The organism is Brachybacterium sp. J153 (assembly GCF_036311905.1).
GTDB lineage: Bacteria > Actinomycetota > Actinomycetes > Actinomycetales > Dermabacteraceae > Brachybacterium.
Genome location: NZ_JAZDCH010000031.1, coordinates 24,077 through 48,547, shown reverse-complemented (window position 1 = coordinate 48,547; position 24,471 = coordinate 24,077). Strand labels below are relative to the sequence as shown.

At 73.5% G+C, this 24,471-nt stretch carries 21 protein-coding genes; 8 read left to right on the top strand and 13 right to left on the bottom strand.

Features of this window, described 5'->3' with window-relative positions; genetic code table 11:
* Window positions 1-25: 25 nt before the first annotated feature.
* Window positions 26-1,483, bottom strand: coding sequence for an aldehyde dehydrogenase family protein (locus V1258_RS14935; protein ID WP_329750425.1), 1,458 nt, complete (start codon window positions 1,481-1,483; stop codon window positions 26-28).
* A 111-nt stretch (window positions 1,484-1,594) separates the two neighbouring features.
* Between V1258_RS14935 and V1258_RS14930 the strand changes: the two genes are divergently transcribed.
* Entirely contained in the window at window positions 1,595-2,749 is a 1,155-nt protein-coding gene (locus V1258_RS14930) for a TlpA family protein disulfide reductase (RefSeq protein WP_329750424.1), read from the top strand.
* A 179-nt stretch (window positions 2,750-2,928) separates the two neighbouring features.
* Here V1258_RS14930 and V1258_RS14925 read toward each other — a convergent pair whose 3' ends face one another.
* The 5 genes from V1258_RS14925 to V1258_RS14905 all read right to left on the bottom strand — a co-directional run bounded on the left by V1258_RS14925 (window position 2,929) and on the right by V1258_RS14905 (window position 8,556).
* Complete coding sequence (locus V1258_RS14925) at window positions 2,929-3,144, bottom strand: hypothetical protein (RefSeq protein ID WP_329750423.1); 216 nt, start codon at window positions 3,142-3,144, stop codon at window positions 2,929-2,931.
* Window positions 3,141-4,355: a mannose-6-phosphate isomerase, class I gene (manA, locus tag V1258_RS14920; protein ID WP_329750422.1), complete on the bottom strand. Its 1,215-nt coding sequence runs from the start codon at window positions 4,353-4,355 to the stop codon at window positions 3,141-3,143. Before manA ends, V1258_RS14925 begins: the two co-directional genes overlap by 4 nt.
* An 84-nt stretch (window positions 4,356-4,439) precedes the next feature.
* Complete coding sequence (locus V1258_RS14915; RefSeq protein WP_329750421.1) at window positions 4,440-6,182, bottom strand: pyruvate dehydrogenase; 1,743 nt, start codon at window positions 6,180-6,182, stop codon at window positions 4,440-4,442.
* Window positions 6,183-6,243: 61 nt separating this feature from the next.
* Window positions 6,244-7,569: a hemolysin family protein gene (locus V1258_RS14910; protein WP_329750420.1), complete on the bottom strand. Its 1,326-nt coding sequence runs from the start codon at window positions 7,567-7,569 to the stop codon at window positions 6,244-6,246.
* A 54-nt stretch (window positions 7,570-7,623) separates the two neighbouring features.
* On the bottom strand, window positions 7,624-8,556 hold the full coding sequence (locus tag V1258_RS14905) for a serine hydrolase domain-containing protein (protein ID WP_329750419.1): 933 nt from the start codon (window positions 8,554-8,556) through the stop codon (window positions 7,624-7,626).
* A 328-nt stretch (window positions 8,557-8,884) separates the two neighbouring features.
* Here V1258_RS14905 and V1258_RS14900 point away from each other — a divergent pair, with 328 nt between their 5' ends.
* The 3 genes from V1258_RS14900 to V1258_RS14890 are packed head-to-tail and all read left to right on the top strand — an operon-like array spanning window position 8,885 to window position 12,050.
* Window positions 8,885-9,952, top strand: coding sequence for an efflux RND transporter periplasmic adaptor subunit (locus V1258_RS14900; protein ID WP_329750418.1), 1,068 nt, complete (start codon window positions 8,885-8,887; stop codon window positions 9,950-9,952).
* A complete protein-coding gene (locus V1258_RS14895; RefSeq protein ID WP_329750417.1) occupies window positions 9,949-10,848 on the top strand; it encodes an ABC transporter ATP-binding protein in 900 nt (299 codons plus the stop codon). The genes V1258_RS14900 and V1258_RS14895 overlap by 4 nt, the downstream gene beginning before the upstream one ends.
* On the top strand, window positions 10,845-12,050 hold the full coding sequence (locus tag V1258_RS14890; RefSeq protein WP_329750416.1) for an ABC transporter permease: 1,206 nt from the start codon (window positions 10,845-10,847) through the stop codon (window positions 12,048-12,050). Before V1258_RS14895 ends, V1258_RS14890 begins: the two co-directional genes overlap by 4 nt.
* A 63-nt stretch (window positions 12,051-12,113) precedes the next feature.
* Here V1258_RS14890 and V1258_RS14885 read toward each other — a convergent pair whose 3' ends face one another.
* From V1258_RS14885 to V1258_RS14875, 3 genes are all read right to left on the bottom strand, one after another.
* A complete protein-coding gene (locus V1258_RS14885; RefSeq protein WP_329750415.1) occupies window positions 12,114-12,323 on the bottom strand; it encodes a hypothetical protein in 210 nt (69 codons plus the stop codon).
* Between the two features lie 97 nt (window positions 12,324-12,420).
* The gene (locus V1258_RS14880; protein WP_329750414.1) at window positions 12,421-13,443 is read right to left on the bottom strand and encodes a glycoside hydrolase family 43 protein; all 1,023 of its coding nucleotides are present in this window, start codon (window positions 13,441-13,443) and stop codon (window positions 12,421-12,423) included.
* Window positions 13,444-13,548: 105 nt separating this feature from the next.
* On the bottom strand, window positions 13,549-14,625 hold the full coding sequence (locus V1258_RS14875; RefSeq protein WP_329750413.1) for a CAAX protease: 1,077 nt from the start codon (window positions 14,623-14,625) through the stop codon (window positions 13,549-13,551).
* Window positions 14,626-14,816: 191 nt separating this feature from the next.
* On the opposite strand from V1258_RS14875, the gene V1258_RS14870 reads away from it, so the two are divergent.
* Window positions 14,817-16,121, top strand: coding sequence for a sensor histidine kinase (locus tag V1258_RS14870; protein WP_329750412.1), 1,305 nt, complete (start codon window positions 14,817-14,819; stop codon window positions 16,119-16,121).
* Window positions 16,115-16,876 (top strand): response regulator transcription factor, encoded by a 762-nt coding sequence (locus V1258_RS14865; RefSeq protein WP_329750411.1) that lies wholly within the window; start codon window positions 16,115-16,117, stop codon window positions 16,874-16,876. Before V1258_RS14870 ends, V1258_RS14865 begins: the two co-directional genes overlap by 7 nt.
* A gap of 10 nt (window positions 16,877-16,886) precedes the next feature.
* On the opposite strand, the gene V1258_RS14860 is transcribed toward V1258_RS14865, so the two are convergent.
* Window positions 16,887-17,063, bottom strand: a complete 177-nt coding sequence (locus tag V1258_RS14860; RefSeq protein ID WP_329745682.1) for a hypothetical protein — start codon at window positions 17,061-17,063, stop codon at window positions 16,887-16,889.
* 330 nt (window positions 17,064-17,393) lie between these two features.
* On the opposite strand from V1258_RS14860, the gene V1258_RS14855 reads away from it, so the two are divergent.
* Window positions 17,394-18,755, top strand: coding sequence for a methyltransferase domain-containing protein (locus V1258_RS14855; RefSeq protein ID WP_329750410.1), 1,362 nt, complete (start codon window positions 17,394-17,396; stop codon window positions 18,753-18,755).
* A 212-nt stretch (window positions 18,756-18,967) separates the two neighbouring features.
* Here the strand turns inward: V1258_RS14855 and V1258_RS14850 are convergent, their stop codons facing one another.
* Together V1258_RS14850 and V1258_RS14845 are read right to left on the bottom strand one after the other, a co-directional pair.
* On the bottom strand, window positions 18,968-19,987 hold the full coding sequence (locus tag V1258_RS14850; RefSeq protein WP_329750409.1) for an aldo/keto reductase: 1,020 nt from the start codon (window positions 19,985-19,987) through the stop codon (window positions 18,968-18,970).
* Window positions 19,988-20,270: 283 nt separating this feature from the next.
* Window positions 20,271-20,723: a hypothetical protein gene (locus V1258_RS14845; protein ID WP_329750408.1), complete on the bottom strand. Its 453-nt coding sequence runs from the start codon at window positions 20,721-20,723 to the stop codon at window positions 20,271-20,273.
* A gap of 63 nt (window positions 20,724-20,786) precedes the next feature.
* Between V1258_RS14845 and V1258_RS14840 the strand changes: the two genes are divergently transcribed.
* Window positions 20,787-21,683, top strand: coding sequence for an ornithine cyclodeaminase (locus V1258_RS14840; protein ID WP_329750407.1), 897 nt, complete (start codon window positions 20,787-20,789; stop codon window positions 21,681-21,683).
* Window positions 21,684-21,812: 129 nt separating this feature from the next.
* Here V1258_RS14840 and V1258_RS14835 read toward each other — a convergent pair whose 3' ends face one another.
* A complete protein-coding gene (locus tag V1258_RS14835; RefSeq protein WP_329750406.1) occupies window positions 21,813-24,392 on the bottom strand; it encodes an FAD/NAD(P)-binding protein in 2,580 nt (859 codons plus the stop codon).
* Between the last annotated feature and the right edge of the window lie 79 nt (window positions 24,393-24,471).

Below are 24,471 nucleotides of genomic sequence, written 5' to 3'. Positions count from 1 at the left end.
CGGCCGGGGCGCGCCCCGGCCGCCCCTACCGCATCACCCGCCGGAGCAGGGCGCGCGCCGCTCGGCCGTAGGGCGGCTGGACGAGGCGCAGGGTGTCGGGGCGGAGCGGCTTGCGGGCGACGGGCTTGAGGTGGCTGAACGCCTCGAAGCCGGCGCGGCCGTGATAGGCGCCCGTCCCGGACTCCCCCACCCCGCCGAAGGGCAGGTCGGGGCTCGAGATGTGGGCGAGCGCGACGTTCACGGCGAGGGAGCCGGAGCTGGTGCCCTCGACGAACATCTCCTCCACCGCGGCGGAGCCGGTGAAGACGTACGCGGTCAGGGGCTTGTCCCCGGCGGCGATGCGGGCGACGGCCTCGGCGGGGCCGTCCACCGCGAGCAGCGGCAGCACCGGTCCGAAGATCTCCTCCTGCATGACGGGGTCGGACCAGTCGGCGCCCGCGAGGATCGTCGGCGGGAGGTAGCGGGACGCGCTATCGACCCCGTCGGATCCGCCGAGCACCACTTTCTCGTCATCGATCAGACCGAGCAGCCGGTCGAGGTGCCGCTCGTTCACGATCCGACCGTAGTCGCGGCTGCGGGACGGGTCCTTCCCGTACAGGGCGCGGACGGCGCGGATCAGGTGCGGCACCAGCGCGGTGAGGGTCTCGGGACGGGCCATGACGTAGTCGGGGGCGATGCAGGTCTGACCGGCGTTGGTGAACTTCCCCCACACGATCCGGCGCGCGACCACGCGCAGGTCCACCTCGTCGTCGACGAACACGGGCGATTTCCCGCCGAGCTCGAGCAGGGTGGGGGTGAGGTGCTCCGCGGCGGCGCGGGCGACGACCCGGCCCACGCGGCCGTTTCCGGTGTACATGATCAGGTCCCAGCGCTGCTCGAGCAGGAGGGTGGTCTCCGGGACCCCGCCCTCGACGACCCGCACCCAGGCGGGATCGAGATGCTCGCGCACCAGACGGGCGAGTGCGGCGGAGGTGTGCGGGGCGAGTTCGCTGGGCTTCAGCAGCACCGTGTTCCCGGCGGCGATCGCCGCGACCAGCGGGCCGAGGGTGAGGTTCACCGGGTAGTTCCACGGGGCGATGATCAGCACCGTCCCGAGCGGCTCGGGGTGCAGCCGCCCGCTCGCGGGGGCCAGCAGGGCGCCCATCGGGATCGCGCGGGGCCGCGCCCAGGAGCGGAGGTTCGAGGTCGCGTGGTCGATCTCGGAGAGGGTCGGGCCGATCTCGGTGATCAGCACCTCGGTCTCGCTCTTGCCGAGGTCCTGCGCGAGGGCGCGGGCGATGCGGTGCTGCTCGCGGCGGATCCCGCGGCGCAGCGCGGCGAGCTGCTCGAGCCGCGCTTCGACGGGTCGCGCATGGCCGAGGGCGGCGGACTCCCGCAGCGCCTCGACGTCGGCCAGGATCCGCTCGGCGACGACAGCGGGAACGGCGTCGGGCAGGGCGTCGTGATCGGTCGCAGGGCTCTGGTCGGTCTCGGGCGCGCTCATGGATTCCACGATAGGCGGACATCCTGCGCCGCCGCAGAGCCTCGCCCGCCGCGATAATGGACGACGATCACGGCGCCCGGCACCGGTGCGCCGAGTTGAGGAGTGGACCCGATGAGCATCCTGATGGCGGCCCCGATCCTGCAGAGCATGGCGTTGCTGGTCTCGGGCATCGCGAAGCTCGGCGACCGGCGCGGCACTCAGGATGCGATGGTCTCGCTGCGGCTCCCGCTGCGCCGCGTCCACCCGCTGATCGCGTCCGTGCTCCCCGGTCTCGAGATCGTGCTGGCGCTGATGGTGTGGGTGCCGCTCGTACCGCTGCAGGTGGTGCTCGGGGAGATCGCGCTGCTGCTGATGCTCGCGTACTTGGTGATCATCGCGCGCGCCCTGACCTTCGAGGAGAAGGTGTCCTGCTCCTGCTTCGGATCGCTCAGCGCACCCACGGTCTCGAAGGCGACGCTCGCCCGGAACGTGCTGCTGAGCGCGCTCGCGGCGCTGACCCTGGTCGCGGCCGCGACCGGCACGATGTCGGAGACGCTCGTGCGCACCCCCCTGCTCTTGCTCGTCCAGGTGCTCGTGCTCGCGGGGACGATCTTGCTGACCGTCCTCGTGGTCGCGGGGACGCAGAGCGAGGACGACGAAGAAGAGGCGGCGGCCGTCGCGCGGTCGCGGTCCACGGGTCCCACCGCTCCCGCGGCTCCCGCCGATCCGTCCGGCGCCTCGGCCGTCGGACCCGATCCCGCCGGTCCGTCGGCCGACGGCGGGCACGCCGCCGGTCCCGGCACCGTCCTCGATGCCGACGACGAGCTGCTCGATTACGAGCGCACGCCGATCCCAGCCGCGGTCCTGCAGCGGGCCGACGGCTCGCTCGTGACCCTGCGGAGGCTCACCGCGGATCGTGCGGCACTGCTGGTCTTCGTCTCCGAGGGCTGCGGGCCGTGCGAGCGGGCGCTGGACCGGATGCCCGGCTGGATCTCCGAGCTGGGCCCGTTCCTGCAGGTCATCGCCGTGGTGAAGCGGCCGATCGGGCAGCTCTTCCCCGGCACCCTGGAGCGGGTCGGCGAGCAGGTGCTGCACGACCCGGACTTCATCGCCCGCACCGCCCTCGACGCGAACGGCACCCCCAGCGCGGTCCTGCTCGGCGCCGACGGCCTGCTTGCGGGCGGTCCGGTGCGCGGCGGCGACGAGGTCATCCAGTTCGTCGAGGAGATCCTCGAGCAGATCCGGGAGGCTCAGGCGGACGGGGAGCTGGCATCCCCGTCGATCTGACGCGGGTGCGGAAACAGACGTCACCGCTGCGAGACTTCACGAGTTCTCGCAGCGGTGGATGGGGATCACGGACTGGAGCCAGCCGAAGATCGTCGCGAGCAGATTGCTGACCGCGTCCAGCGCACTGCGGACCGGGAGTGGCGACGTGAACAGTGCGTTGATCGCAGCGATGAGGAGCCTCAGGGTCTTCCCGACCGCAGGGATGCCCAGGAGAGCACGCAACGTGTCACGAGCTCCGCGACGCTCCAGTCCCGCTGCTCGTCGGCCGTCATCAGCTCGATCGCGAGGGCGCCCGCGCCGCCGAGGCGGAGGATCGGGCCGTCCGGCAGCGCGCCGAGCCATAGGTCGTGCCCGTCCCACTCGCTGACCATCGGGGGCCGTCGGAAGCGGGTCACGGGACGCTCGCCTGGACGAAGCGGCCCGCACCGCCTGCGTGGAGGTGGCCGGCGTCGGCCGGGACGAACAGCGCCCGCCCGGCGGTGAGCACGTGGCGGCCCGCGTCGGACTGGAGGAAAACCTCGCCCTCGAGGCCGAGGAGGGTGCGGGGGCCGCTGCCGGGAACGCGATGGCTCGCGCGATATGCGCTGGGCGGGTCCTCGAGCGTGGTCAGGGACAGCTCGAAGTCGTCGACCGGCGCGTAGTAGGCGACCGAGGTCGCGTTCTGCCGCTCCGGGGCGACGCGCACGGGCGGCGCGGCGGCGACGCTGACGCACTGCAGCATCTCGTCGGCGTCGACGCGCTTCGGTGTCAGGCCCGCGCGCAGCACGTTGTCGCTCGCGGCCATGATCTCGAGCCCCACCCCGTGGAGATAGGCGTGGAGGGTGCCGGCGGGGACGAAGATCGCTTCCCCGGGGCGGAGCGTGACCGGGTTCAGCAGCAGGGCGGCGACCACGCCGGGATCGCCCGGATGGTGCTCGGCGAGCAGCGCGACGGTGCGGTCGATGCGCGGGGACGGCGAGCGGCCGGCCTCGGCGCGCGCCGCGCATGCCGCGACGACCTCCTGCACCGTGTCCGGAGCGGGCCGCATCGACGCGGAGATCAGCATGCGGAAGGCGGCGCGCATCCCGTGCGCCGTGGGCTGGCGGGTGAGCAGTCCGTGCAGGCGGTCGGTCAGGTCCGTGCCGATGCCTTCGAGGATCGTCACGGCGCGCCGCGGGGTGCGGAAGCCGCACAGCGCCGTGAAGCGGGTCAGGGCGATCAGCATCTCCGGCTTGTGGTTGTCGTCGCGGTAGTTGCGCAGCGGCGAGTCGAGCGGGAGCCCGGCGGCGGTCTCCGCGGCGTACGACTCCGCTGCATGCTCCCGATCCGGGTGGACCTGCAGCGACAGCGGCTTCTCCGGGGCGATGACCTTCAGCAGGTACGGCAGGCGGGCGCCGAAGGCGCGATGCACGCCGTCTCCGAGCAGCCGGCGCGGGTCCGCCCCGATGAGGGCGTCCAGCCCGGTGCCGGACTGCGATCCGCCGACGAGCGGGGACGGCGCGAGCGGATGCGCGCCGTACCAGGCCTCCGCCCAGGGAGTGCCGTCCCCGTCACGGCCGAGGAACTCCGGGATCGCCGTGGTGGAGCCCCAGGCGTAATGCTGGATGCGGCTATCGAGCTCCCACATGCCCGGCGGTCCTCCCCTGTGCTGTCGTGCGGTCCTGCCTCGTCCCTGCCCGTCCGGGGGCGCGCCCGCCCCCTCGTGCCCCACTCAGCGCGGCACGTTGCGCAGGTTCGCGGAGGCCATGTCGAGCATCTTGCCCACGCCGCCGGCGAGCACGATCTTCGTCGACGCCGTCGCGAAGCCGCGGATCTGCTGCGGGCTGATCTTGGGCGGCATCGACAGCGCCGCCGGGTCCGTGACCACGTCGATGAGAACGGGGCCCGGGATCGCGAGCGCCTTCTCCATCTCCTTGCGCAGCTTCTTGGGGTCGGTGATCCGCACCGAGGTGATGCCGGCGCCCGCCGCGATCGCCGCGAAGTCGACGCCCTCGTGGTCGGTGCCGTAGTCCGGCAGACCCTCGACGAGCATCTCGAGCTTGACCATGCCGAGGCTCGAGTTGTTGAACACGACGATCTTCGTGTCCAACTGGTGCAGCTTCACGGTGAGCAGCTCGCCCATGAGCATGCCGAGGCCGCCGTCGCCGCTCATGGAGACGACCTGCCGGCCGGGGAACGCCTTCGAGGCGCCGATCGCCTGCGGCAGCGCGTTCGCCATCGTGCCGTGGTGCCAGGAGCCGAACAGGCGGCGCTTCCCGTTAGGAGTGATGTAGCGGGCGCCCCACACGTTGCACATGCCGGTGTCCACGGTGAACACGGCGTCCTCCGCGGCGAGGTCGTCGAGGGTCGCGGCCACGAACTCGGGGTGGATCGGCGTCATCCGCTCGACGTTCTTCGTGTACGCGGCGACGACGCCCTGCAGCGCCTTGTGGTGCGCCTTGAGCATCTTCTGCAGGAACTTCGCGTCCTTCCTCCCCTGCAGCAGCGGCAGGACGGCCTGCAGTGTGAGCGCGACGTCGCCGTGCAGCGCGAGGTCGAGCGGGACGCGGCGGCCCAGGCGGGAGGCGTCCGCGTCGATCTGGACGATCCTCGCCCTCTCGTTCTGCGGGAGGAACTCGCTGTAGGGGAAGTCGGTGCCGAGCAGGATCACGAGATCTGCCTCGTGCATCGCGTCGTAGCAGGCGCCGTAGCCCAGCAGCCCGCTCATACCGACGTCGTACGGGTTCTCGTACTGGATCCACTGCTTGCCACCGAACGCGTGCCCCACCGGCGCCTTCGTCGCCTCGGCGAGCGCGAGCACCTCCTCGCGGGCGCCCTCCACGCCGGCCCCGGCGAAGAGCATCACGGAGCGGGCCTCGTCGATCATCTCGGCGAGCCGGCCGACGGGACCCGCGGCCGGCAGCACGGCGCCCAGCTCGACGGCGAGGTCCTTCGTGAGCGGGCCGTCGACCTCCTGGTCCGCGACGTCGCCGGGGATCACGAGCACGGAGACGCCGCGCTTCGCGATCGCCGTCTGGATCGCGATGTGCAGCAGCGTCGCGCCGTGCGGGCCGGAGTTCACCATCTCGCAGAAGTGCGAGCACTCCTGGAACAGGATCTCCGGGTGGGTCTCCTGGAAGAAGCCGGTGCCGATCTTCTCCGAGGGGATGTGGGAGGCGAGGGCGAGCACGGGGGCGCCGTCGCGGTGCGCGTCGAAGAGCCCCTGGATCAGGTGCGTGTTACCCGGGCCGCACGAGCCGGCGCAGACGGCGAGCTTCCCGGTCAGGCGGGCCTCGGCGCCGGCGGCGAAGGCGGCGGCCTCCTCGTTGCGCACGTGCACCCACTCGATGCCCTCGGTGGTGCGGACCGCGTCGACGACGGGGTTCAGCGAGTCGCCGACCACCCCGTAGATGCGCTCGACGCCGAGGTCGCGCAGCTGGGTGACGAGGAGGCGGGCAAGACTGGTGCGGGCCATGGTTTCTCCTGGGATCGACGACGGAGCGGCCCGCGTCCTGCAGGCCGCGATGGGATCGAGCCTAGCCCTCCTCGCCCGGCTCCTCCGGGGTCGGGGTCTCGTTCCTCACGAATCGAACGGTCTGCACGCGGCGCTCGTCGACCTCGGTGACCTCGAGGCGGCCGCCGTCGATCTCGACCGCGTCGCCGACCTCGGGGATCCGGCCGAGGCTCGCCATGACGTAGCCGCCCACGGTCTCGTAGCCGCCGGTGTCGGGCAGGTCGATGCCCGTCGCGTCGCGGAACTCCTGCAGGATGAGACCGCCCTCGAGGCGGCCGTCGGCGTCGAGGATCCGCTCGGGGCCGCCCGAGCCGGGCCAGCCCTCGGCGTCGAACTCGTCGTAGATCTCGCCCACGAGCTCCTCGAGCAGGTCCTCGAGGGTGACGATGCCGTCGGTGCCGCCGTACTCGTCGACGACCACCGCGATCTGCAGGGCCCCGGCGCGCATCCGGTTAATCGCGGAGAGCACCTGGACGGTGCCGGGGATGTGCTCGATGGGCCGGGCGAGGTCGGCGAGCCGGGTGGTGGCGGGGTCGTCGGCGAGCATCAGGTCGCGCACGTGCGCGAAACCGATCACGTCGTCGACGTCCTCCCCGGTGACGGGATAGCGGGAGAAGCCGGTGTCGCGGATCTGGTCCCGCACGGCGGCGACGGTGTCGCTCCCGTCGAGGAAGCGGACCTGGTGGCGGGGCCGCATGACCTCGACGACGGTCCGCTCGGAGGCGTCGAAGACGTCCGCGAGCACCCGCGACTCGGCCTGGTCGAGGGCGTCGGAGTCGCGCACCATCGCCTTGATCTCCTCGGCGGAGACCGCCTCGCGGTTCGCATTCGGGTCGCCGCCGAGCAGGCGCACCACCAGGTTCGTCGAGGCCGACAGCAGCCAGATCACCGGGCGCATCGCCTGCCCGAAGAGCTGCAGCGGCGGACCGACGATGCGCGTCATCGCCATCGCGTTCTGCATCGCGAGCCGCTTGGGCGCGAGCTCGCCGAGGACGAGGGATAGGTAGGCGATGACCAGGGTCATCGCGATCAGCGCGACGGTGCCCGCGGTCCCCTCGGACAGTCCGAGGTTCGTCAGCACGGGCACGAGGGAGGGGGCGATCGTGGAGGCGCCGTACGCCGAGGAGAAGAACCCGGCGACGGTCACGCCGATCTGCACGGCGGAGAGGAACTGGTTGGGGTCGCGCACCATCGCCGCGGTCCGCGCACCGCGCTCCCCTGACTCTTCGAGCTGGTCGATCTGCGACTCCCGCAGATTCACGATCGCCATCTCGGTGCCGGCGAAGACACCGCCGACGAGGACGAACAGCAGAACCAGCAGGATGTTCACGAGCACGGAGGGGTCCATGGGGCCACGCTAGTGCCCCGGGATGCTCCCCGCCCACCGCAGCGGCGCGAGCGCTCACAGCAGCGGCAGCAGCTCCTCCCACACGGCGCGGAGGATCTCGGAGCTGCCCCGGCCCTCGAGGTGCGAGGTGACCGTCAGGACCGCTTCCCGATCGGGCATGACCAGCAGGAACTGGCCGTACGCGCCATCAGCGCGCCAGTGCCCCTCGGGGGTGCTGGCCCAGACGGCGTAGCCGTAGCGGGCGTTCTCCGGCTCGGCATCCCCCGTCGCGACCCAGGTCCCCTCGGCGTGGAGCGCGTCGATCCACTCCCCGGGGACCAGCTGCCGGCCCTCCCACGCGCCACGCTCCAGCAGCAGCCGGCCGATGCGGGCGAGCTGGAAGGGCTTGAGGTGGAGGCCCGTCGCACCCCAGGTGTGGCCGCCGCGGGCCGTGTGCCATTGCGGGTTCACGAGGCCGAGCGGCTCGAACATCCGCGGCATCAGCCAGTCGCGCAGGGTCTCCCCCGACTCGTGCTCGATGATCCGCGAGAGCAGGAAGATCGAGCCGTTGGAATACTCCCACCGCTCCCCCGCGGGGCGGGCGAGCGGGGTGGAGAGGACCAGCGCGGTGAGGTCCGGGTGGTCCCGCTCCGGGTCCTCGAAGCCGAGCACCGGGGAGCCGGAGGTCATCGTGAGCAGGTGCCGGATGCGCACGTCCTCCCAGCCGGCGGCGGCCCCGCCCGCAGGGACGGGAAGGTGTTCGAGCACCGGATCCTCCACGTCCAGCAGCCCCTCGGCCTGCGCGATGCCGATCGCGAGGGCGGTGACGGTCTTCGAGACCGAGTAGACGTTTGCCACCGTCGGATCGGCGAAGAGATGGGCGACGTCCTCGTGCCCGCGACGGTGCAGGTGCAGCGAGCGCACCCCGAGCTGCCGCTCGAGGATCCGCTGGCGCAGCGGCAGCAGGAGGAGGTGGTCCGGGAGGGCGACGGCATCATCGAGGCGCATGAGGACGACCCTATGCGCGTCGGCCCACGCGCGCCCCCCAACAGGTCTTGCCGGGACCTGCCGGGACCCGCCGGGTCTCGCACGATCCCGCTCCAGACCGCTCGCATCCGCGCGAGTCCGCTCGGGTCCGCTCGGGTCCGCTCGGGCCTCTCGAATCCGCCTCCGGAGGGAGACCGGTACCGACCAAAGTCCGGTGCGGAACTGCACGTCCGCTGGGAAGAATGCCCGGAGCGCCTCCTGCCGCGTCACCGTCGGCGCGATCGCGATCCGCTCGCCCCGCCCCCTTCCCCCGTCGGCCGACCCGCCGCCGTTTCGACCGAGAGGCACCATGAACGTCCTGCGCCGCTACGTCTTCCCCGTGATCTGGATGCTGATCCTGGGCATCATCGCCCTCGCCCTCGCGAAGATGGCCTTCTTCCCCAGCGGCCAGGAGCAGGCGGAGGACCCGCTCACGCCGAGCGCCGAGTTCGACCAGTTCGCGCTGGTCCCCGTCACCCGCGGCGACATCTCCTCCGAGCTGGTGCTCGACGCGCTGGTCCAGCCCGATCCCGGCACCGCCCTCACGGCGACCGCCGCCGGGGAGATCACCAAGATCTGGGCCGACGAGGGCGACGCCGTCTCCGAGGGCGACCGGGTGCTGCAGGTGCGGGTGCCGGTCGAGCCGGATCCCATCGAGATGCCCGTCGTGCAGCCCTCGACCGAGGACGGCGGGGAGCCCGCCGAGGAGCAGGCTGCGCCCGTCGCCTCCGGCTCGGGCGAGCAGGAGTACCGCTACGTGAACCTGCGCGCGACGGCCGACGGCGTGTTGCGCGACATGGACCTCGAGGAGTGGGACGGCCTGGAGCTGAAGCAGGAGGTCGCCACGATCTCCCCCGGCACCTACTCGATCGTCGCCGACCTCACCCCCGAGCAGCAGCTCTCCCTGCTCGACGTGGACATCGCCGCCACCGCGACCCTGTCCAGCAGCGTCGACCCGATCACCTGCGAGACCCCCGCGATCGACGAGGACTCCGAGGTCGAGGAGCCCGGCCAGCCGCAGATCGACCCGATGACCGGCGAGGAGATCCCCGCCGAGGTCTCCGCGGCCCGCCTGGAGTGCGCGGTCCCCGAGGGCACCCGCATCGTCGCCGGGCTCGAGGGAGAGATCCGCGTGGACCTCGGCTCCCGCGCCGGCGTGCTGACCGTCCCCACCACCGCCGTCCAGGGCGAAGCGGAGGCCGGCACCGTGTACGTCCTCGACGAGGCGACCGGCGAGCCGACGCCGGTCACCGTCGGCCTCGGCCTGCGCGGAGACGGGATCGTCGAAGTGACCGAGGGCCTCGAGGAGGGCCTGGAGATCCTCCAGTTCGTGCCCGGCGTCGACGCCCCCGAGGACGAGATGGTGGAGATGTGGTGACCGCTCCCCTGCTCGAGCTGCGCGATCTGCGCCGCTCGGTCCGCCTGCCCGGCGGCGAGGACCTCCACATCCTGCGCGGCATCGACCTGGTCGTCGAGGAGGGCGACCACATCGCGGTCGTCGGCCGCTCCGGCTCCGGCAAGTCGACCCTGCTGAACCTGCTGGGCCTGATCGACCGTCAGACCGGCGGCGAGCTGCTGTTCGACGGCCAGGACGTGGCCCGCATGGGCGAGCGCCGCCGGGCCCGCCGCCGCGGGGAGTCGATCGGCTTCGTCTTCCAGCAGTTCAACCTGCTGGACCGGCGCACCGCGCTGGAGAACGTGATGATGCCCCTCATGTACGGCTCCGCCGGCCAGTTCTGGCGGCGCGAGAAGCTGGCGCTGGAGATGCTGGACCGGGTCGGCCTCGCCGACCGCGCCGACCAGGTCCCCTCCCGCCTCTCCGGCGGCGAGCAGCAGCGGGTCGCCGTGGCGCGCGCGCTCGTGCGTCGGCCGCGACTGATCCTCGCCGACGAGCCGACGGGAGCCCTCGACGTGACCACCGGCGAGGCCGTCATGGCGCTGCTCGACGAGATCGCCCGCGAGTCCCGCGCAGCGCTCGTCACCATCACCCACGATCTGCAGGTCGCGGCCCTCTCCCGCCGCGCCTATCTGCTCGACGAGGGCCGGCTGCACGCGGTCGACGCCCCCGGCACGCGCGAGGCGCTCGGCGGAACCGCCGGGATCCGCGCCGGCCGCGCGGAGGTCGGCACGGCCGACGCGCTGGCCGCCGTCGGCGCGGTCGCCCCCGTCGGCCCCGGCGCGCCCGTCGGCCCCGGCGTCACCGCCGGATCGCGGCGCGGGGCCGTCGCCACCGCCTCCCCCACCACCCCGGACCTCCAGGAGGACCACGCATGACCGGGTTCATCGCCTCGATCGTCGAGGCCCTCGGCGAGCTGCGCGTGAACAAGGGCCGCATCCTGCTGTCCCTGATCGGGGTGGCCTTCTCCGTGTTCGCGCTGACCGCGGTGCTCGGCGCCGGCGGCATGCTCTCGAGCGCCCTCGAGCAGTCCTTCGAGCGCACCGGCGGCCGGGACAAGATCCTCACCGTGTACCCCAGCGGGGGCGGGGAGGTCACCGGCGCCGAGCAGGACGAGCTGGTCCTCGAGCAGGTGGACCGCCTCGGCATCGACCAGCGCTCCCGGAAGGCGTACGCCTCCACCCGCGTACAGACGCCGCAGGGTGTGCGGAACGCGGAGGTGACCGGTGTGGACCCCGCCTACGCCGGCATGTACCGGATGCAGCCGGAGGAGGGCCGCTGGATCGCGGACTCCGACCGCTCCCGCCTCGCCCCGGCTCTCGTGGTGAACCAGCCGATGTACGAGGCGCTCGGCCGTCCCGCCCTCGGCTCGGAGCCGGTCACGCTCTACGGCGAGAGCGGCACGCAGGGCACGGAGCAGGCGGTGATCATCGGCGTGCTCCCGGCCGACGAGATGACCGACTACGGCCTGATGGCCTACATGGCGGTCGACGCGATGGACACCCTGCCCGGCATGACCGAGGAGTCCGTGCGCACCTCCGAGTACGTGCTGTGGGTGCCGCCCGAGCAGTCCGACGAGATCATGGATCGCCTCGCCACCGCCCTGCGGGACACTCCCGCGGGCAGCTTCGACGTGTTCCCCTCCTCGTTCTCCGTCGACGACATCGGCTTCGGGGTGCTGCGCAATGCGATCGTCGTGGTCGCGCTGTTGGTGCTGCTGCTCGGCGGCATGGGCCTGGTGAACATCTCCCTGGTCACGGTGCGCTATCGGGTGCGGGAGATAGGGATCCGCCGCTCCTACGGCGCGACCGGCGGGCGCATCTTCTTCGGGGTGCTCATGGAGTCGGTGGTCGCGACGGTGGTCGCCGGCGCGGTCGGCGTGGCCGGGGCGGTGGCACTCGTCAAGGCGCCGTTCGTGACCTCCGCCTTCGAGAACCTGGGCCTCGTGGACGTGCCGCCCTTCCCGATCTCGGCCGTGCTCGCGGGCCTCATCGCCGCGACCGCCGTGGGCGTGCTCGCCGGGGCCCTCCCCGCACTCATCGCGACCCGCATCCGGGTGATCGACGCGATCCGGAGCTGAGCGGGAGGAGCGCCGACGGGACAACGGTCGTGAACCGCCCCCGTCTGCGCCCGGACCCCGAGCTCACACCATGCTGTCCCCGCGGTCGGCGAGGGCCTGCTCGAGCTCGTCCCGGATCTGGTCGCCCCCGTCGGCCTTCCACGTCGCGACGCCGTCCGCCCAGGCGCTGACCGGCTTGCGCCCCTGGAGGATGTCGCTCGTGAGGTCGCCGATGCGGCCGTTGATCGCCCCGCCTCGGCCCACCGGGGACGCGGGAGGGGGGAAGCCGGGCACCCTACTTTCGCAGAGAGACCTTCCACGAAATCCCCCCTCCTAGTCCCACAGGGAAGGCGGGCGTTGAGATCCCGCCCCCCCCCCCCGCGACGGACGCTCAGCCCCGCCGGTCGATCCGCGGCCGACGGGGGTTGTCGATCGCGGGACCGTCGATGGTCACCGCGTCGGCGCCCACCTGGACCTTCGAGATCCAGATCTGTCGGCCGGGATCCTCACCGACGTGATCGGGCTGCCAGGCGTGGTAGACGTACCAGATCCCGTCGGCGGTCCGCACGGGCATGCCGTGGCCCGGACCCGCGGCGACCTCGTTCGCGGCAAGGACGGGCTGGTCGGAGAGCTTGGTCCAGGGGCCCCGGACCGCATCGGCCACCGCGACGCCCACGCCGTAGGTCTCGTTCCAGTACTCGCCCGCCGAGTAGAAAAGCAGGTAGCGCCCCTCGTGGGCGATCACGGCCGGCCCCTCGATCGTGTAGATCTCCCAATCCTGGTCCCGCTCGAGGGCGATGGACCGCTCCCCCACCAGGGACAGCCCGTCGTCCGCGAGGCGCTGGACGAACAGGAAGGAGTCCTGGTCGGCGGCGTTGCCGTCGTTCTTCCACAGCAGCCAGAGCCCGCCGTCCTCATCACGGAACGGCGAGGCGTCGATGCATCCGCCCTCCTCGGGCGTCGACAGCAGCGGGGCGTCGGCACCGTCGACGAAGGGGCCCTCGGGGCGGTCGGCGATCGCGACACCGATGGCCTGGCGGTCCGTGGCCCGCTCCCAGGCGGTGTAGTACGCGTGGTAGCGCCCGTCCACCTCGATCATCTCAGGCGCCCAGTGCCGTCCGCGGTTCGCCCAGGCGGCGATCTCGGGCTGCCCGTCACCGAGCAGGCGCCAGGTCACGAGGTTCGGGGAGACCAGCACCGGCATGTTCCCGGCGGCCCCCGCGGTGGAGTAGAGGTAGTAGCGCTGGCCCACCCGGAGCACCCCGGGGTCGGGCTGGTTGGTGGCGATCACGGGGTTGGTGTATCCGGCGTCGGCCCGGGCGGCGGGAGCGGTCAGCGCGGCGGCTCCGAGGGCCGCTCCGACGGCTCCGGAGGCGACCAGGGTGCGGCGGGAGATAGGGGCGGTGGGCGTCATCGGCCTCGTCCTTCACTAGGGATGAACCGCGCGTCGATGCGCGGCCCAACACTTTCCTACGTGAGAATCACCGTGCTGTCCAGGACATCGCGGAAAGCGGGCGGCTCACACCGCGACGGCGGCGGGGGCCTCGAGATCTGTCGGACGGACCGTCGGGGTCAGCGGCGAGGTGCCCTCGTGGCGACCGAGTCGCACCATCAGCAGCAGCGTGATCAGCACCAGCACGACCGCCGCGGCGATCCCGCCGGCGAGCGCGGCCGGCGCCCCGGGCGCGGCGAGCGCCGCCCCGGAGGTGCCGGGGGCGGAGACTCCCGCGACCAGGGCCGCGACCCCGGCGCCGGCCCCGGTCCCCGCGGCGAGGGCGGAGACCAGCAGCGAGGGCACGGTCAGCGCGGTGGTCAGGGCGATGGGCAGCTCGAGGCCGCCGCTGCGCCAGGCGAGCACCGCCGCGCAGACGGCGACGGTGAGCGCGGGGATCAGCACCGGGGCGCTCAGCTCTCGGCCGATCAGGGTCACGGCCGCGGCGGCGAGGACCCCCGCGAGCGGGGTGCGGATCCAGGTCCCCGCGGCCTGTAGCACGATGCCGCGCAGCACCAGCTCGAGCCCCGCGGCCTGCAGCGGGGCGAGGACCAGCACCACCACGGCGAGGGCGAGCAGCGCCGCGACGGAGGGGGCGGATCCGGCGCCGGCGGTTGATCCGGCGTCGGCGGCGGACCCGGCGGCGACCCCGTCGGCCGGGCCGACCAGCGCGCCCGCGACGGCTGCCGCGGCCACCACGAGCAGCGCCCCGCCGACCACCCACGGACCCAGCGCCCGCAGCATCACGCGGCGCCAGCGGGCCTCGACGGACCAGACCGTGCCGAGCGGCCGCCAGCCGCCCACGCGCACGCCGACCATGCCGGCGGGCAGCCACAGCGCACCCATGGCGAGGGCCAGGCCGACGTCGAGCGGGCTGGCCGGATCACCGCTGGTCACCCCCAGGGCGACGTTGACGCCGGGCAGCACCGCGAGCAGCAGCACCGTCCCGACCAGCAGGGCCGAGGCTCCGATGACGTACACCAGCAGCGTCGCGAGCACGGTCAGCAGCGGCCGCGGCACCGTCGACCAGGAGGGCCGAAGTCGAGTCATCAGGGGGTACGGGGTGGCGTCCTCGGCCGGACGCGGAGCGGGGTTCTCTCGCATGGCGGATCCACTCTAGGCGGTCGGGCTGGGGCGGCCCGCCCTGGCAGATCGACGTGCCGGCCGTGGGCTGAGCCCGTCGGCCGCACGCCCTGCCCGGCCGCGCCGACGATCGCCCGGCCCGACCGCGCCGCCGTGCGGACGTCGGCCGGGCGGTCGATCCGTCGGCGGTGCGCGCTCCCTACTCTTGCCGCATGACCTCCCCGGCCCTCCCCCACCCCGAGGCGCCGCCCGTGCGCAGCGTGCGGCAGTGGCTGATCGCCCTCGCCCAGACCGTCGTCTGCGTGGTGCTGGGCGTGCTGATCTGGCTGGTCGCGCTCGGTCTGCTGCTCGACGAGTTCCGCTACCGCCCGCCCGTCGAGCTGGTGACCCTCTCGAGCGTCGACGCCGTGCTGGGGGCGACCGTGTCGCTCGCGATCGGGCCGCTCCGCTTCCTGCGTCCGGGACGGCTCGACGTGGCCGTGCACCTGGTCGTCGCGGCCGTCGCCGGTCTGAGCGTGTGGGCGGTGCCCGCCGGGGTGATCGCCCTGTACCGGGTGGGGCTGCGCCGCCGCCTGCCCCTCGACGTCGCGGGGATCGGGCTGACCGTCGCCGTGACCTGCCTCGCCCTGTTCGTCGACGTGCAGATCCGGCGCGCGCCCGTGGACCTGTCCGTCGGCGCGACGGCCGTGGTGATGCTGGTCGGCGCGACGGTGCCGGTGCTGATCGGCCACATCATCGCCACCCGTCGGGAACTGGTCGCGACGCTGCGGGAGAAGGCCGAGGTCGCCGAGCGCGAGCGGCTGGCGGCGGAGCGCGCCCGGGTCATCGCCCAGCGCGAGCGGCGGACCGCCGAGCGCGAGGCCGCCGCCCTGCTACGCGAACGGGAGGCGGACACCGCACGGGTCCGGGCGGAGGAGCGCGCGGTCCTCGCCCGCGACGTCCACGACTCGATCTCCCACCACCTGGCGATGATCGCGATGCACGCCGGCGCCCTCTCCTACCGCCAGGACATGCGGCCGGCGGAGATGCGCCGGGTCGCGGGGATCGTCCGCGACGGCGCCCAGGAGGCGAACCGGGAGCTGCGCAGCGTGCTGCGGTCCCTGCGCACCGGCGGCGGGGACGCCCCGCTCGCGACCGTCCCCACCCTCACCGAGCTGGTCGAGGACCGCCGGGCGGGCGGGCAGGACGTGCGCCTGGACTGGGAGGGCCTCACCCCCGAGGAACTCGCCACCCGGGAGCGGGCGACCGTCGTCGCGCTGGCCCGCATCCTCGCCGAGGCCACCGCGAACGCCGCGAAGCACTCCCCCGGCACGCCGCTGCGGGTGCGCCTGGTCCGGGAGGACGACCGCCTCGTGCTGCGAGCACGGAACCCTCTGGTCGCGGACGACCCGCGCGAGGTCACCTCCACCGGGCACGGCCTCGTGGGCGTGCAAGAACGGGCGCGGCTGCTCGGCGGCGACGCCCGGCGCGTGCGCACCGAGGACTCCTTCGAGCTGGAAGCATGGGTGCCATGGTGAGCGAGAGCAGCGGGAGCGCGCCGCAGGAGTCCCGGGTACGGGTGCTGATCGTCGACGACGAGGCGCTCATGCGCGCCGGTCTGCGGCTGATGATCGACGGCGCCCACGGCATCGAGGTGATCGGCGAGGCGGCCGACGGCGAGACGGGCCTCGCGCAGATCCGCGCGCTGGACCCCGATGTGGTGCTCATGGACATCCGGATGCCGCGCATGTCCGGGCTCGAGGCCCTCGCCGAGCTGACCGCCCAGGGTCTGCCGGCCCGGGTCGTCATGCTCACCGCCTTCGACACCGACGACTTCCTGCTCGCCGCGCTGCGCGGTGGCGCGATGAGCTTCCTGCTCAAGGACTCCCCGCCGCAGGAGGTGGTGCAGGCGGTGCTGGATGCCGCGCGGGCCAGGCCGAGGTTCTCGCCGGAGGTGCTGAACCGCCTGGTGCGGCTCGCGGCCGACGGGACGCCGACGGCGAGCGCGGGTCCGGTCCCTGCGGACGGGGCGGGTGCCGCGGCCGACGGCGGCTCCGGTGCGCGGGCCGACGGCGCGTCCGCCGGGACGACGGGGGCCGCGCCCGGGGGCGTGACCGAGCGCGAGTGGGAGGTGGGGCGGCTGGTCGCCCAGGGCCTCTCCAACCAGGAGGTCGGGGATCGGCTGTTCATGAGCGTCGCGACGGTGAAGACCCACCTGGGGCGGCTCTACCACAAGCTGCAGGTCACGAACCGGGTGCAGCTCGCGATCAGGGTGCTCGAGCTGGGCGGCTGAGTCCTGCGGGTCAGCGCAGCAGCAGCAGACCCACCAGCGTCAGCAGCATCGCCGCGCCGAAGGGGATCGCGATCCAGCGGGGGATCCGCTTGCTCCGCGCCGAGACCACCGTGGCGTGCAGCCCGATGACCGCCACGAACGCCAGGATGCCGGCGAGCACGAACAACAGGATCGGCGCGATGCTCATCGTGGTCCTCCCGAGGCGCGGCTCCCGCCCATGACCTGCCACCCTTCCTCTGCACTGCTCTGACCAGGGGATCCTATCGGGCACGCCTCCTCTCCGTCCGCACCGTCCGGAGCAGCTCCGGGCCGGTGCGAAAACCTCGTGCCGGCGGCGCGCCACGGGGCTAGGGTCGCGGCCATGTCCCCGGCTCAGTAGCCCGATGCCGACGGTCCGGCAGGCCCGACACGCCCGACCGGCGCTCCCGACCTCGCCGCCCTCGACGCCGTCGGCCCCACCACCTCCCACCACCTCGCCGCCCTCGATGCCGTCGGCCCCACCACCTCCCACCACGAGGTGGAGCGGTTGCTGCGCGGGGCCGGCTGGACGCCGTGCGGTTCCGGCGACTGGGCCATCGCCCTCGCCTCCCCCGACGGCGCCCTCGCGGCACGGATCAGCCCCTTCGACCCCGTCGGCCCCTGCACCGCACGGCTCTACACCGAGGCGGCCCCGACCGGCGCCGTGCCCCGGCTCGAGCGGCACCTCCGTCTCTCCGGTGGAGCGGACCTGCAGGTCATGGAGCTGCTGCAGCCGGTCGACGCGGAGGAGGCGGCCGCCTTCCTGGAGCGGGTGCACCGCGGCGAGGGCGACCTCGCCCCGCTGACCGAGATCCTGCGCACCGTGCACGCGGCCGCTCGCGCCGAGCTGGCCTGGTGCGGGCCGCTGGACACCAACCCGAGCAACGTGATGCGCGGGTCCGACGGACGTCTCGTGCTGATCGACCCGTTCTACGCCGACGGGCCCGCCCTCTACGGCATGGCGCACGAGGACCCGGACCGATTCGTCACGACCCTCCCGCCGGCGCAGCGTCGCCATCTCACCGAGATCCCCCTCGCGGAGTCCGGGCCCTGGCCGGAGAAGGAGCGGGAGGCGCTGCGGACCCGGCTCGCCGCGGCGGATCGGGCGCGCCCGACGGAGGCTCTGCTCGCAGAGGCGGCGTCGGCCGACGTGGACGGCTGGGGCTTCGACTGGCTCGTCGGCCGCGCGACCGAGGATCGGCCGCCATGGGCCTTCCACCGCCTGCTCGCGGCCGCGGTCGCCGAGGCCCCCGTGGCCGTCGACCTCGACACCGGCGGCGGCGAGGTGCTCGGCGGCTGCCCGCGCCTGGCTCGTGAGCAGCACGTCACCGAGTCCTGGCCGCCGAACGCGGAGCGGGCGCGCAGGCGGCTCGGACCGCGCGGCGTCCACGTGCACGAGACCGCGTTCGGCGCCCCGATCCCCCTGCCCAACGGGGCGGCGGACCTCGTCACCTCGCGCCATCCCGTCGACCCGGCCTGGGGCGAAATCGCCCGCGTCCTCGCGCCCGGCGGGGAGTACCTGGCCCAGCACGTGGGGCCGAGCTCGGCCTTCGCGCTGATCGAGGAGTTCTTCGGGCCGACGACGGCCGAGCAGCGTCGCGGCCGCCACCCCGAGGACGAGGCCGCCGCTGCGGAGGCCGCGGACCTGGAGGTCCTCGAGCTGCCCGAGGCCCGGCTGCGGATGGAGTTCTCCGATATCGGGGCGATCGCCTGGATCCTGCGGAAGTGCCCCTGGTGGGTGCCGGGCTTCACCGTCGAGGGTCACCGCGAGACGCTCTTGGCTCTTGATCGGCGGATCCGGGCCAAGGGACCGTTCGTCGCCCATTCCACGCGCCACTTGATCCGCGCCCGGAAACGCTGACACCCGGGTGGGCCGCGCACCCGCGCCCGCCCTCGCCCGCATGTGACCACGCAGTCATGTGCGGCTGTGTTCCATCAACGGAACACAGCCGCACATGACTGGTCGGTAACTCTGGGGGCTCGGGGCGAGGGCGCCGGGCGCCCGCGGCTCAGGCCGTCCGGCCGGGACGGGTGGTCGACTCGCCGGGGGCGAGGGCGCCGGGCGCCCGCGGCTCAGGCCGTCCGGCCGGGACGGGTGGTCGACTCGCCGGGGGCGAGGGCGCCGACGACGCGGTGCGGGACGTACGGGGCCTCGAGGGCAGCCATCTCCTCGGCGGTGAGCTCGAGGTCGAGGGCGCCGAGCGCCGCGTCGAGGTGCCCGGTGCGGGTCGCGCCGATGATCGGGGAGACCACGGGCGACTTCTGCAGCAGCCAGGCCAGTGCCACGTGCACCCGCTCCACGCCGCGGGCCTCCGCGATGCGGGCGACCTCCTCGACGATCGCCCGGTCGGTCTCCTCCGTCGCGTCGTACTTCGACTTCGCCGTCTGGTCGGTGCGGGCGCGCTCGGTGTCCGCGTCCCAATCGCGGGTGAGACGACCGGCGGCGAGCGGGCTGTACGGGGTCGAGGCGACGCCGAGCTCCCGCAGCATCGGCATCATCTCCCGCTCCTCCTCGCGGTAGAGGAGGTTGTAGTGGTTCTGCATCGAGATGAACTTCGTCCAGCCGTGGGTCTCGGCGACATGCTGCGCCTGCAGGAACTGCCATGCGAACATCGCGGAGGCGCCGAGGTGGCGGACCTTGCCGGAGCGAACCAGGTCGTCGAGGGCCTGCATGGTCTCCTCGATCGGGACCGTGTAGTCCCAGCGGTGGATGATGTAGAGGTCGATGTAGTCGGTGCCGAGCCGGCGCAGGCTCGCCTCCGCCTCGGCGAGGATCGACTTGCGGGAGAGCCCGCCGCCGTTGGGTCCCTCGTGCATCGTCCCGTGGACCTTCGTGGCCAGCACGATCTCGTCACGGTTCGCGTAGTCGACGAGCGCCTTGCCGACGATCTCCTCGCTGCGGCCGATCGAGTAGACGTTGGCCGTGTCGAAGAAGTTGATGCCCGCATCGAGCGCGTGCTTCATGACCGGGCGGGCGTCGTCCTCCTCGAGGACCCACTTGTGCACCCAGCGCTCGGGGTTGCCGAAGCCCATGGTGCCCAGGCACAGGCGGGAGACGTCGAGCCCCGTGTTCCCCAGCTTCACGTAGTCCATCTGCTGCTCCTCCAGTGGTGCGGGTGCGGACGTCCGTCGTCCGCTCGGCACCATCCTGCGTCCCCGCGGCCGACGGAGGGAGGCACTGCTGGGGCACTGCTCGAGAACGGATGGGGCACTGGTGGGGCATGGAACGGGGTCAGCGCCCGCTGAACAGTTTGATCAGGCGCCGGATGGTTTGGCCGAGGATTATCACCCCGGCGATGAGGAACATCCAGCTGACCTCGTCGCCGTACACCAGGTTCATCACCACGAAACCGCCGATGACCAGGAGCGGGATGATCTATATCAGGAGCGAGCGCCCGATCGCCGCGCGACTCGGACCGTCCCCCTGCGACGTTGTCTGCCCGAAGGTCGGGGCGAACCCTGCGGCGTCGAGGGGACGACCGCGCTCGTCGGTCTCGCCGGCCCGAGCGCCGGGATCATCGCGATCGGACCCGAACTGCGGTCCGTCAGAGCGGGGAGCCTCCGCGACGTCCGACGAGGCCGCAGCGAAGTCCGAGGACGTCGGGAAGTCCGACGACGCCGCGGTGCCCCGTGTCGAGAGCCCGAAGTCGCTCGAGAAACCGTCGGCCGACCCGGCGAAGGCGTCCCGTCGGCCGTCGGCGATCCCCGCATCGCGGCCCTGGGCGCCCTCACCGACTGCACCGCCGCCCCCGCCCGACCGGTCCCGGCCGCCCAGCCACGACGGATCGCCGCCGGGCTCACTGCTGTGCTGTCCCCCCATGATGCTCATCGCCCCACCGTACCGAGCGCACCGCCCGCGCCGCGCGCGATCCCCGCGCGCTACGGTCGAGGAATGCTGCATCTCGACGACTCCCAGGTCCGCGCCCTCCTCCCCGCCCCGGCCGAGCAGGTCGCGTTGATGCGCGAGACGCTGCTCGTCCTCGCGGGCGGCTCCGCCTCGGTGACCCCGAAGTCGCAGGTCGTCCACGAGGACGGCGGCTTCGCGAACGCCATGCCCGCCGCGTGGCCGGAGCGCGGCTTGCTGGGGATCAAATGGGTGACGGTCACGCCGTCGAACCGCGAACGGGGGCGGGAGATGATCGGTGGCCTGATGGTGCTCTCCGCCGCCGACGGGTCCACGCGCGCCACGATGGACGCCGCCGAGCTCACCGCCCAGCGCACCGCGGCCGTCACCGGCGCGTCCCTCGCCCTGGACGACCGGCCGGTCGTGTTCCTGGGCACCGGGGTGCAGGCCCGCTCCCATGCCCGGGTGCTCGAGGCGTTGGGCCGCGGTCCGCTGACCGTGTGGGGCCGGCGGCCCGAGGCGCTCGAGGAGCTGACCGCCTGGTGCGCCGAGAACACCCCCGACCTCGCGCTCCGCACGACGACGGACCGGGCCGCGGCGCTCGACGGCGCGGGCGTGGTGATCAGCGGCCTGCCGATCGGGCTCACCGGCCAGGCACTCCGCCCCGGCGAGGTCACGGCCGACGCGACGCTGCTGCCGCTGGACTACTCCTCCGTCGCCGGCGCGGCGATCTCTCGCACCGGCACGGTCGTGGCCGACGACCCCGAGCAGTTCGAGTCGTTGCGCCCCCTCAAGCACGGTGCGGAGTACCCGGTCGCGACCGGCGCGACCGGGGACCTGTTGCGGGAAGGCCGGCCGGACGGTCTGGTCGTGGCGCAGAACCTCGGCTCGGGGCTCGGGGACGTGGTCCTCGCCGACGCCGTCGCCCGCGCCGCCGGGGCCTGAGGAGCGGCGGGAGTCCCGGCAGCGACCGGCTCCGCGCAGAACCCCCACACTCCTGGGGGAATGACCGCCGGATTCGCCCCACTCTGCGGAGGTTCCCGGCGCTGAGGGCGGGGCGGGAATCGGCCCCCCTCAGGCCGCGCGGACCTGCGCGGCGCGGAGGAGGTCCAGCTCCTCGCGGGTGCTCCACCCGCTGAACAGCGCCTCCCCCGGCTCGAGGTCGCGCCCCGCGGCGAGGGGACCGAGTGGGACGGGCTCGTAGCCGAGGCGGTGCAGCAGGGAGCCGACGAGCTCCGCGGCGCCGTGATCGTCCGCGGCGAGGGCGATCACCCGACGCCCCGGGTCCCCCGATGCCCGGCCCTGCTCCTCGACGTCGTGATAGCCGATGTGGTTGAGCGACTTCACGACGGTCGCGCCCGGCAGGCGCGCGGCCAGCAGCTCGCTCGTGGACAGCTCGCCCGCGTGGTCGCCGAGCGCGGCGCGGGCCGCGGCGACCGCAGCGGCGTCGGCCTCGCCCCAGGGGTTCGTGACATCGACCAGCACGGTCCCGTCGAGAGCAGCCGGATCGAGGGCGAGGGCGACGTGCAGCGGCACCGTGAGCAGCACGACGTCGCTGGTCGCAGCCAGATCGCGGAGGCCGACGGGACGGGCTCCGGGCAACTGCGCGGCGAGGGCGGGAGCTCCGGATCGACCGTGCACGGCGACCTCGAGACCCGCCCGCATCGCGGTGCGCGCGAGGGCGCGGCCGATCTTGCCGGGGCCGAGCACACCCAGGCGGAGGGGACGCGGGGGTCGCGCTGCGGCGCGGCGCGCGTCCTCGACCCCGAGGGCAAGTCGGTCCGCCCCGGGAACCGACCCCGGAAGGGCCACAGCGGGCGAGACCGACGCCGCGGTGGCCGCCGCCGGCGCGACGGCACGTCGCCGAGCCGCCGCGAGCATCTCCCCGGCGAGCGCGTCGTTGCGGCGGTGGCACGGGGCGTTCGTGCGGGGCCGGGCGAAGGCGCCGATGGGCAGCTCGGAGGTCCAGGCGCCGACGGCCCACAGCCCCTCCCGCGGCGTGCCGTCCGGGGCGAGGACGCGATGGTCCGCGTCGACGTCGAGGGTCCCGGGCGAGGTGGTCGACTCCCGACCCACGGCTCGCCCGCCGGCGGCCACCAGGTCGCGCAGCAGCGGGTTGGTGGATTCGACGAGGGTCGGCGCGGGCAGGAAGGCGTCGAGCAGGGCGTCGGCCGTGGCCTGTGCCCCGCCGGCGCCGCGCGCCGTGAAGCGACCGAGGCTCTCGTCGGCCGTGACCTGGAGTCCGGGGCCGAGGAAGCGGACCACCCCCGCCCGTTCGAGGGCGAGCAGCTGGTGGAGACGGTGCGGCGGCGGACCGGAGTCGACGAAGCTGAACAGCGAATGCCACCAGCGGGGGTAGTCGTCGGCTGCCCCGCCGCGGAGGCGCTCGGCGGGCAGCAGGTCCACGAGGGTGCCGTGCATCCGCAGCAGCAGCTGAAAGAGTGTCCGCGCCGAGGTCACGTCACCGCGAGTGCGGGCGCGCAGGTCCTGCTCGATGTGGCGGACCACGGCGTCGCGGGTGACCTGCTCCGGGGCGTCGCCGACGAGCCAGGCCAGCGGCTCGTCGAGCCAGGCCAGCGGCGCCTCCCCGGCCGACAGGGCGGGAGCGCCCGGCACCTGCTCGGCAATCTCCGCGGCGATCAGAGGGAGGACGTCCGCGCGGAAGTCGAGGAGTCCGTCGGCCGCTTCGCGCTCTCGCAGCGCCTCGGCGGTGACGTGCACGAACGGCGCGAGCCTGGTGGGCGCCCCTTCGTCGCGGACCTTGGAGTGGTAGGGCACGCCGCGGCGTGAGCCGACCCAGAGCCGCGGCTCCTTCCCGGAGGGGAGGTAGTGGAGGCGATCGGGGTCGGCGTCGGTCGCGGCGGGCTCGAAGCGGCCACCGCGACCCTCGGTGAGCAGGGCCAGCAGGTCCACGAAGGCGAGGCCCATGCCGCGCACGATCACGTCCTGACCGGCGCCGAGCTGAGCGAGCGGGGCATCGGACGCCTGGGAGGGTCCCAGATAGACGGCACCGTGACGACGGGCGAAAGCGGCGAGCTCGTGCCGGTCCGCCGACGGGCGGGCGTCGGTGTGGCCGGCGGCGAGGAGGACCAGGTCCGCCTCGAGCCGCTCGCGGTCCTCGAGCTCGACGAGCCAGCCACCGTCCGCGCGCGGCGCGAGGGCGGTCGCGGTGGTGCGGTGCACGGCGACCTCGACCGACTGCGGCAGCGCGGCGAAGACCTGGCCGACGAACCACTCGAGGTAGAGCGCCTGCACCCGACGGGAGGCGAAGTCGGTGGGCTGCAGGGCGTGGATCTCGGCGAGGCGGGTCGTGCCCGCCGTGGGCGGGGCGATCTCGCCGCGGCGGATCCCTTCGGCCCACTCGGCGAGCGAGGGGCCGGCGACCACGGGCCCGTCCATCTCGACGGTCTCGTCGGGGTAGATCGACACGTCGGCGGCCCGCGAGTTCATGAGCAGCAGCGGGCTCTCGGCGGCTCGCCAGATCCGGCCGGCGCCGGGCAGGTGCGGGTCGACGATGTCCACCCGCAGGGGGCCGGTGACCTGGGGATCTTCGTGCGCGAGCCGTGCGGCGAGGCGCTCTAGCACGCCGATGGCGCGCGGTCCGCCGCCCACGAGCACGAGTCGCGGGGCGGGCGCAGTGCGCAGCGGAGTCATCGAGGGTCCCTTCCGAGGAGCTGTGTGGCGCACCATGACGAGTCATAGCGTTCACCTTGCATCGCCATTAGATTCGCTT

Bases quoted from the DNA above. Each gene is read 5' to 3' on its own strand.
- V1258_RS14880 (WP_329750414.1), bottom strand. From the start codon at position 13,443: ATGACGCCCACCGCCCCTATCTCCCGCCGCACCCTGGTCGCCTCCGGA.
- V1258_RS14890 (WP_329750416.1), top strand. From the start codon at position 10,845: ATGACCGGGTTCATCGCCTCGATCGTCGAGGCCCTCGGCGAGCTGCGC.
- V1258_RS14930 (WP_329750424.1), top strand. From the start codon at position 1,595: ATGAGCATCCTGATGGCGGCCCCGATCCTGCAGAGCATGGCGTTGCTG.
- manA (WP_329750422.1), bottom strand. From the start codon at position 4,355: ATGTGGGAGCTCGATAGCCGCATCCAGCATTACGCCTGGGGCTCCACC.
- V1258_RS14840 (WP_329750407.1), top strand. From the start codon at position 20,787: ATGCTGCATCTCGACGACTCCCAGGTCCGCGCCCTCCTCCCCGCCCCG.
- V1258_RS14915 (WP_329750421.1), bottom strand. From the start codon at position 6,182: ATGGCCCGCACCAGTCTTGCCCGCCTCCTCGTCACCCAGCTGCGCGAC.
- V1258_RS14865 (WP_329750411.1), top strand. From the start codon at position 16,115: ATGGTGAGCGAGAGCAGCGGGAGCGCGCCGCAGGAGTCCCGGGTACGG.
- V1258_RS14860 (WP_329745682.1), bottom strand. From the start codon at position 17,063: ATGAGCATCGCGCCGATCCTGTTGTTCGTGCTCGCCGGCATCCTGGCG.
- V1258_RS14935 (WP_329750425.1), bottom strand. From the start codon at position 1,483: ATGAGCGCGCCCGAGACCGACCAGAGCCCTGCGACCGATCACGACGCC.
- V1258_RS14900 (WP_329750418.1), top strand. From the start codon at position 8,885: ATGAACGTCCTGCGCCGCTACGTCTTCCCCGTGATCTGGATGCTGATC.
- V1258_RS14905 (WP_329750419.1), bottom strand. From the start codon at position 8,556: ATGCGCCTCGATGATGCCGTCGCCCTCCCGGACCACCTCCTCCTGCTG.
- V1258_RS14845 (WP_329750408.1), bottom strand. From the start codon at position 20,723: ATGAGCATCATGGGGGGACAGCACAGCAGTGAGCCCGGCGGCGATCCG.
- V1258_RS14850 (WP_329750409.1), bottom strand. From the start codon at position 19,987: ATGGACTACGTGAAGCTGGGGAACACGGGGCTCGACGTCTCCCGCCTG.
- V1258_RS14910 (WP_329750420.1), bottom strand. From the start codon at position 7,569: ATGGACCCCTCCGTGCTCGTGAACATCCTGCTGGTTCTGCTGTTCGTC.
- V1258_RS14835 (WP_329750406.1), bottom strand. From the start codon at position 24,392: ATGACTCCGCTGCGCACTGCGCCCGCCCCGCGACTCGTGCTCGTGGGC.
- V1258_RS14875 (WP_329750413.1), bottom strand. From the start codon at position 14,625: ATGCGAGAGAACCCCGCTCCGCGTCCGGCCGAGGACGCCACCCCGTAC.
- V1258_RS14870 (WP_329750412.1), top strand. From the start codon at position 14,817: ATGACCTCCCCGGCCCTCCCCCACCCCGAGGCGCCGCCCGTGCGCAGC.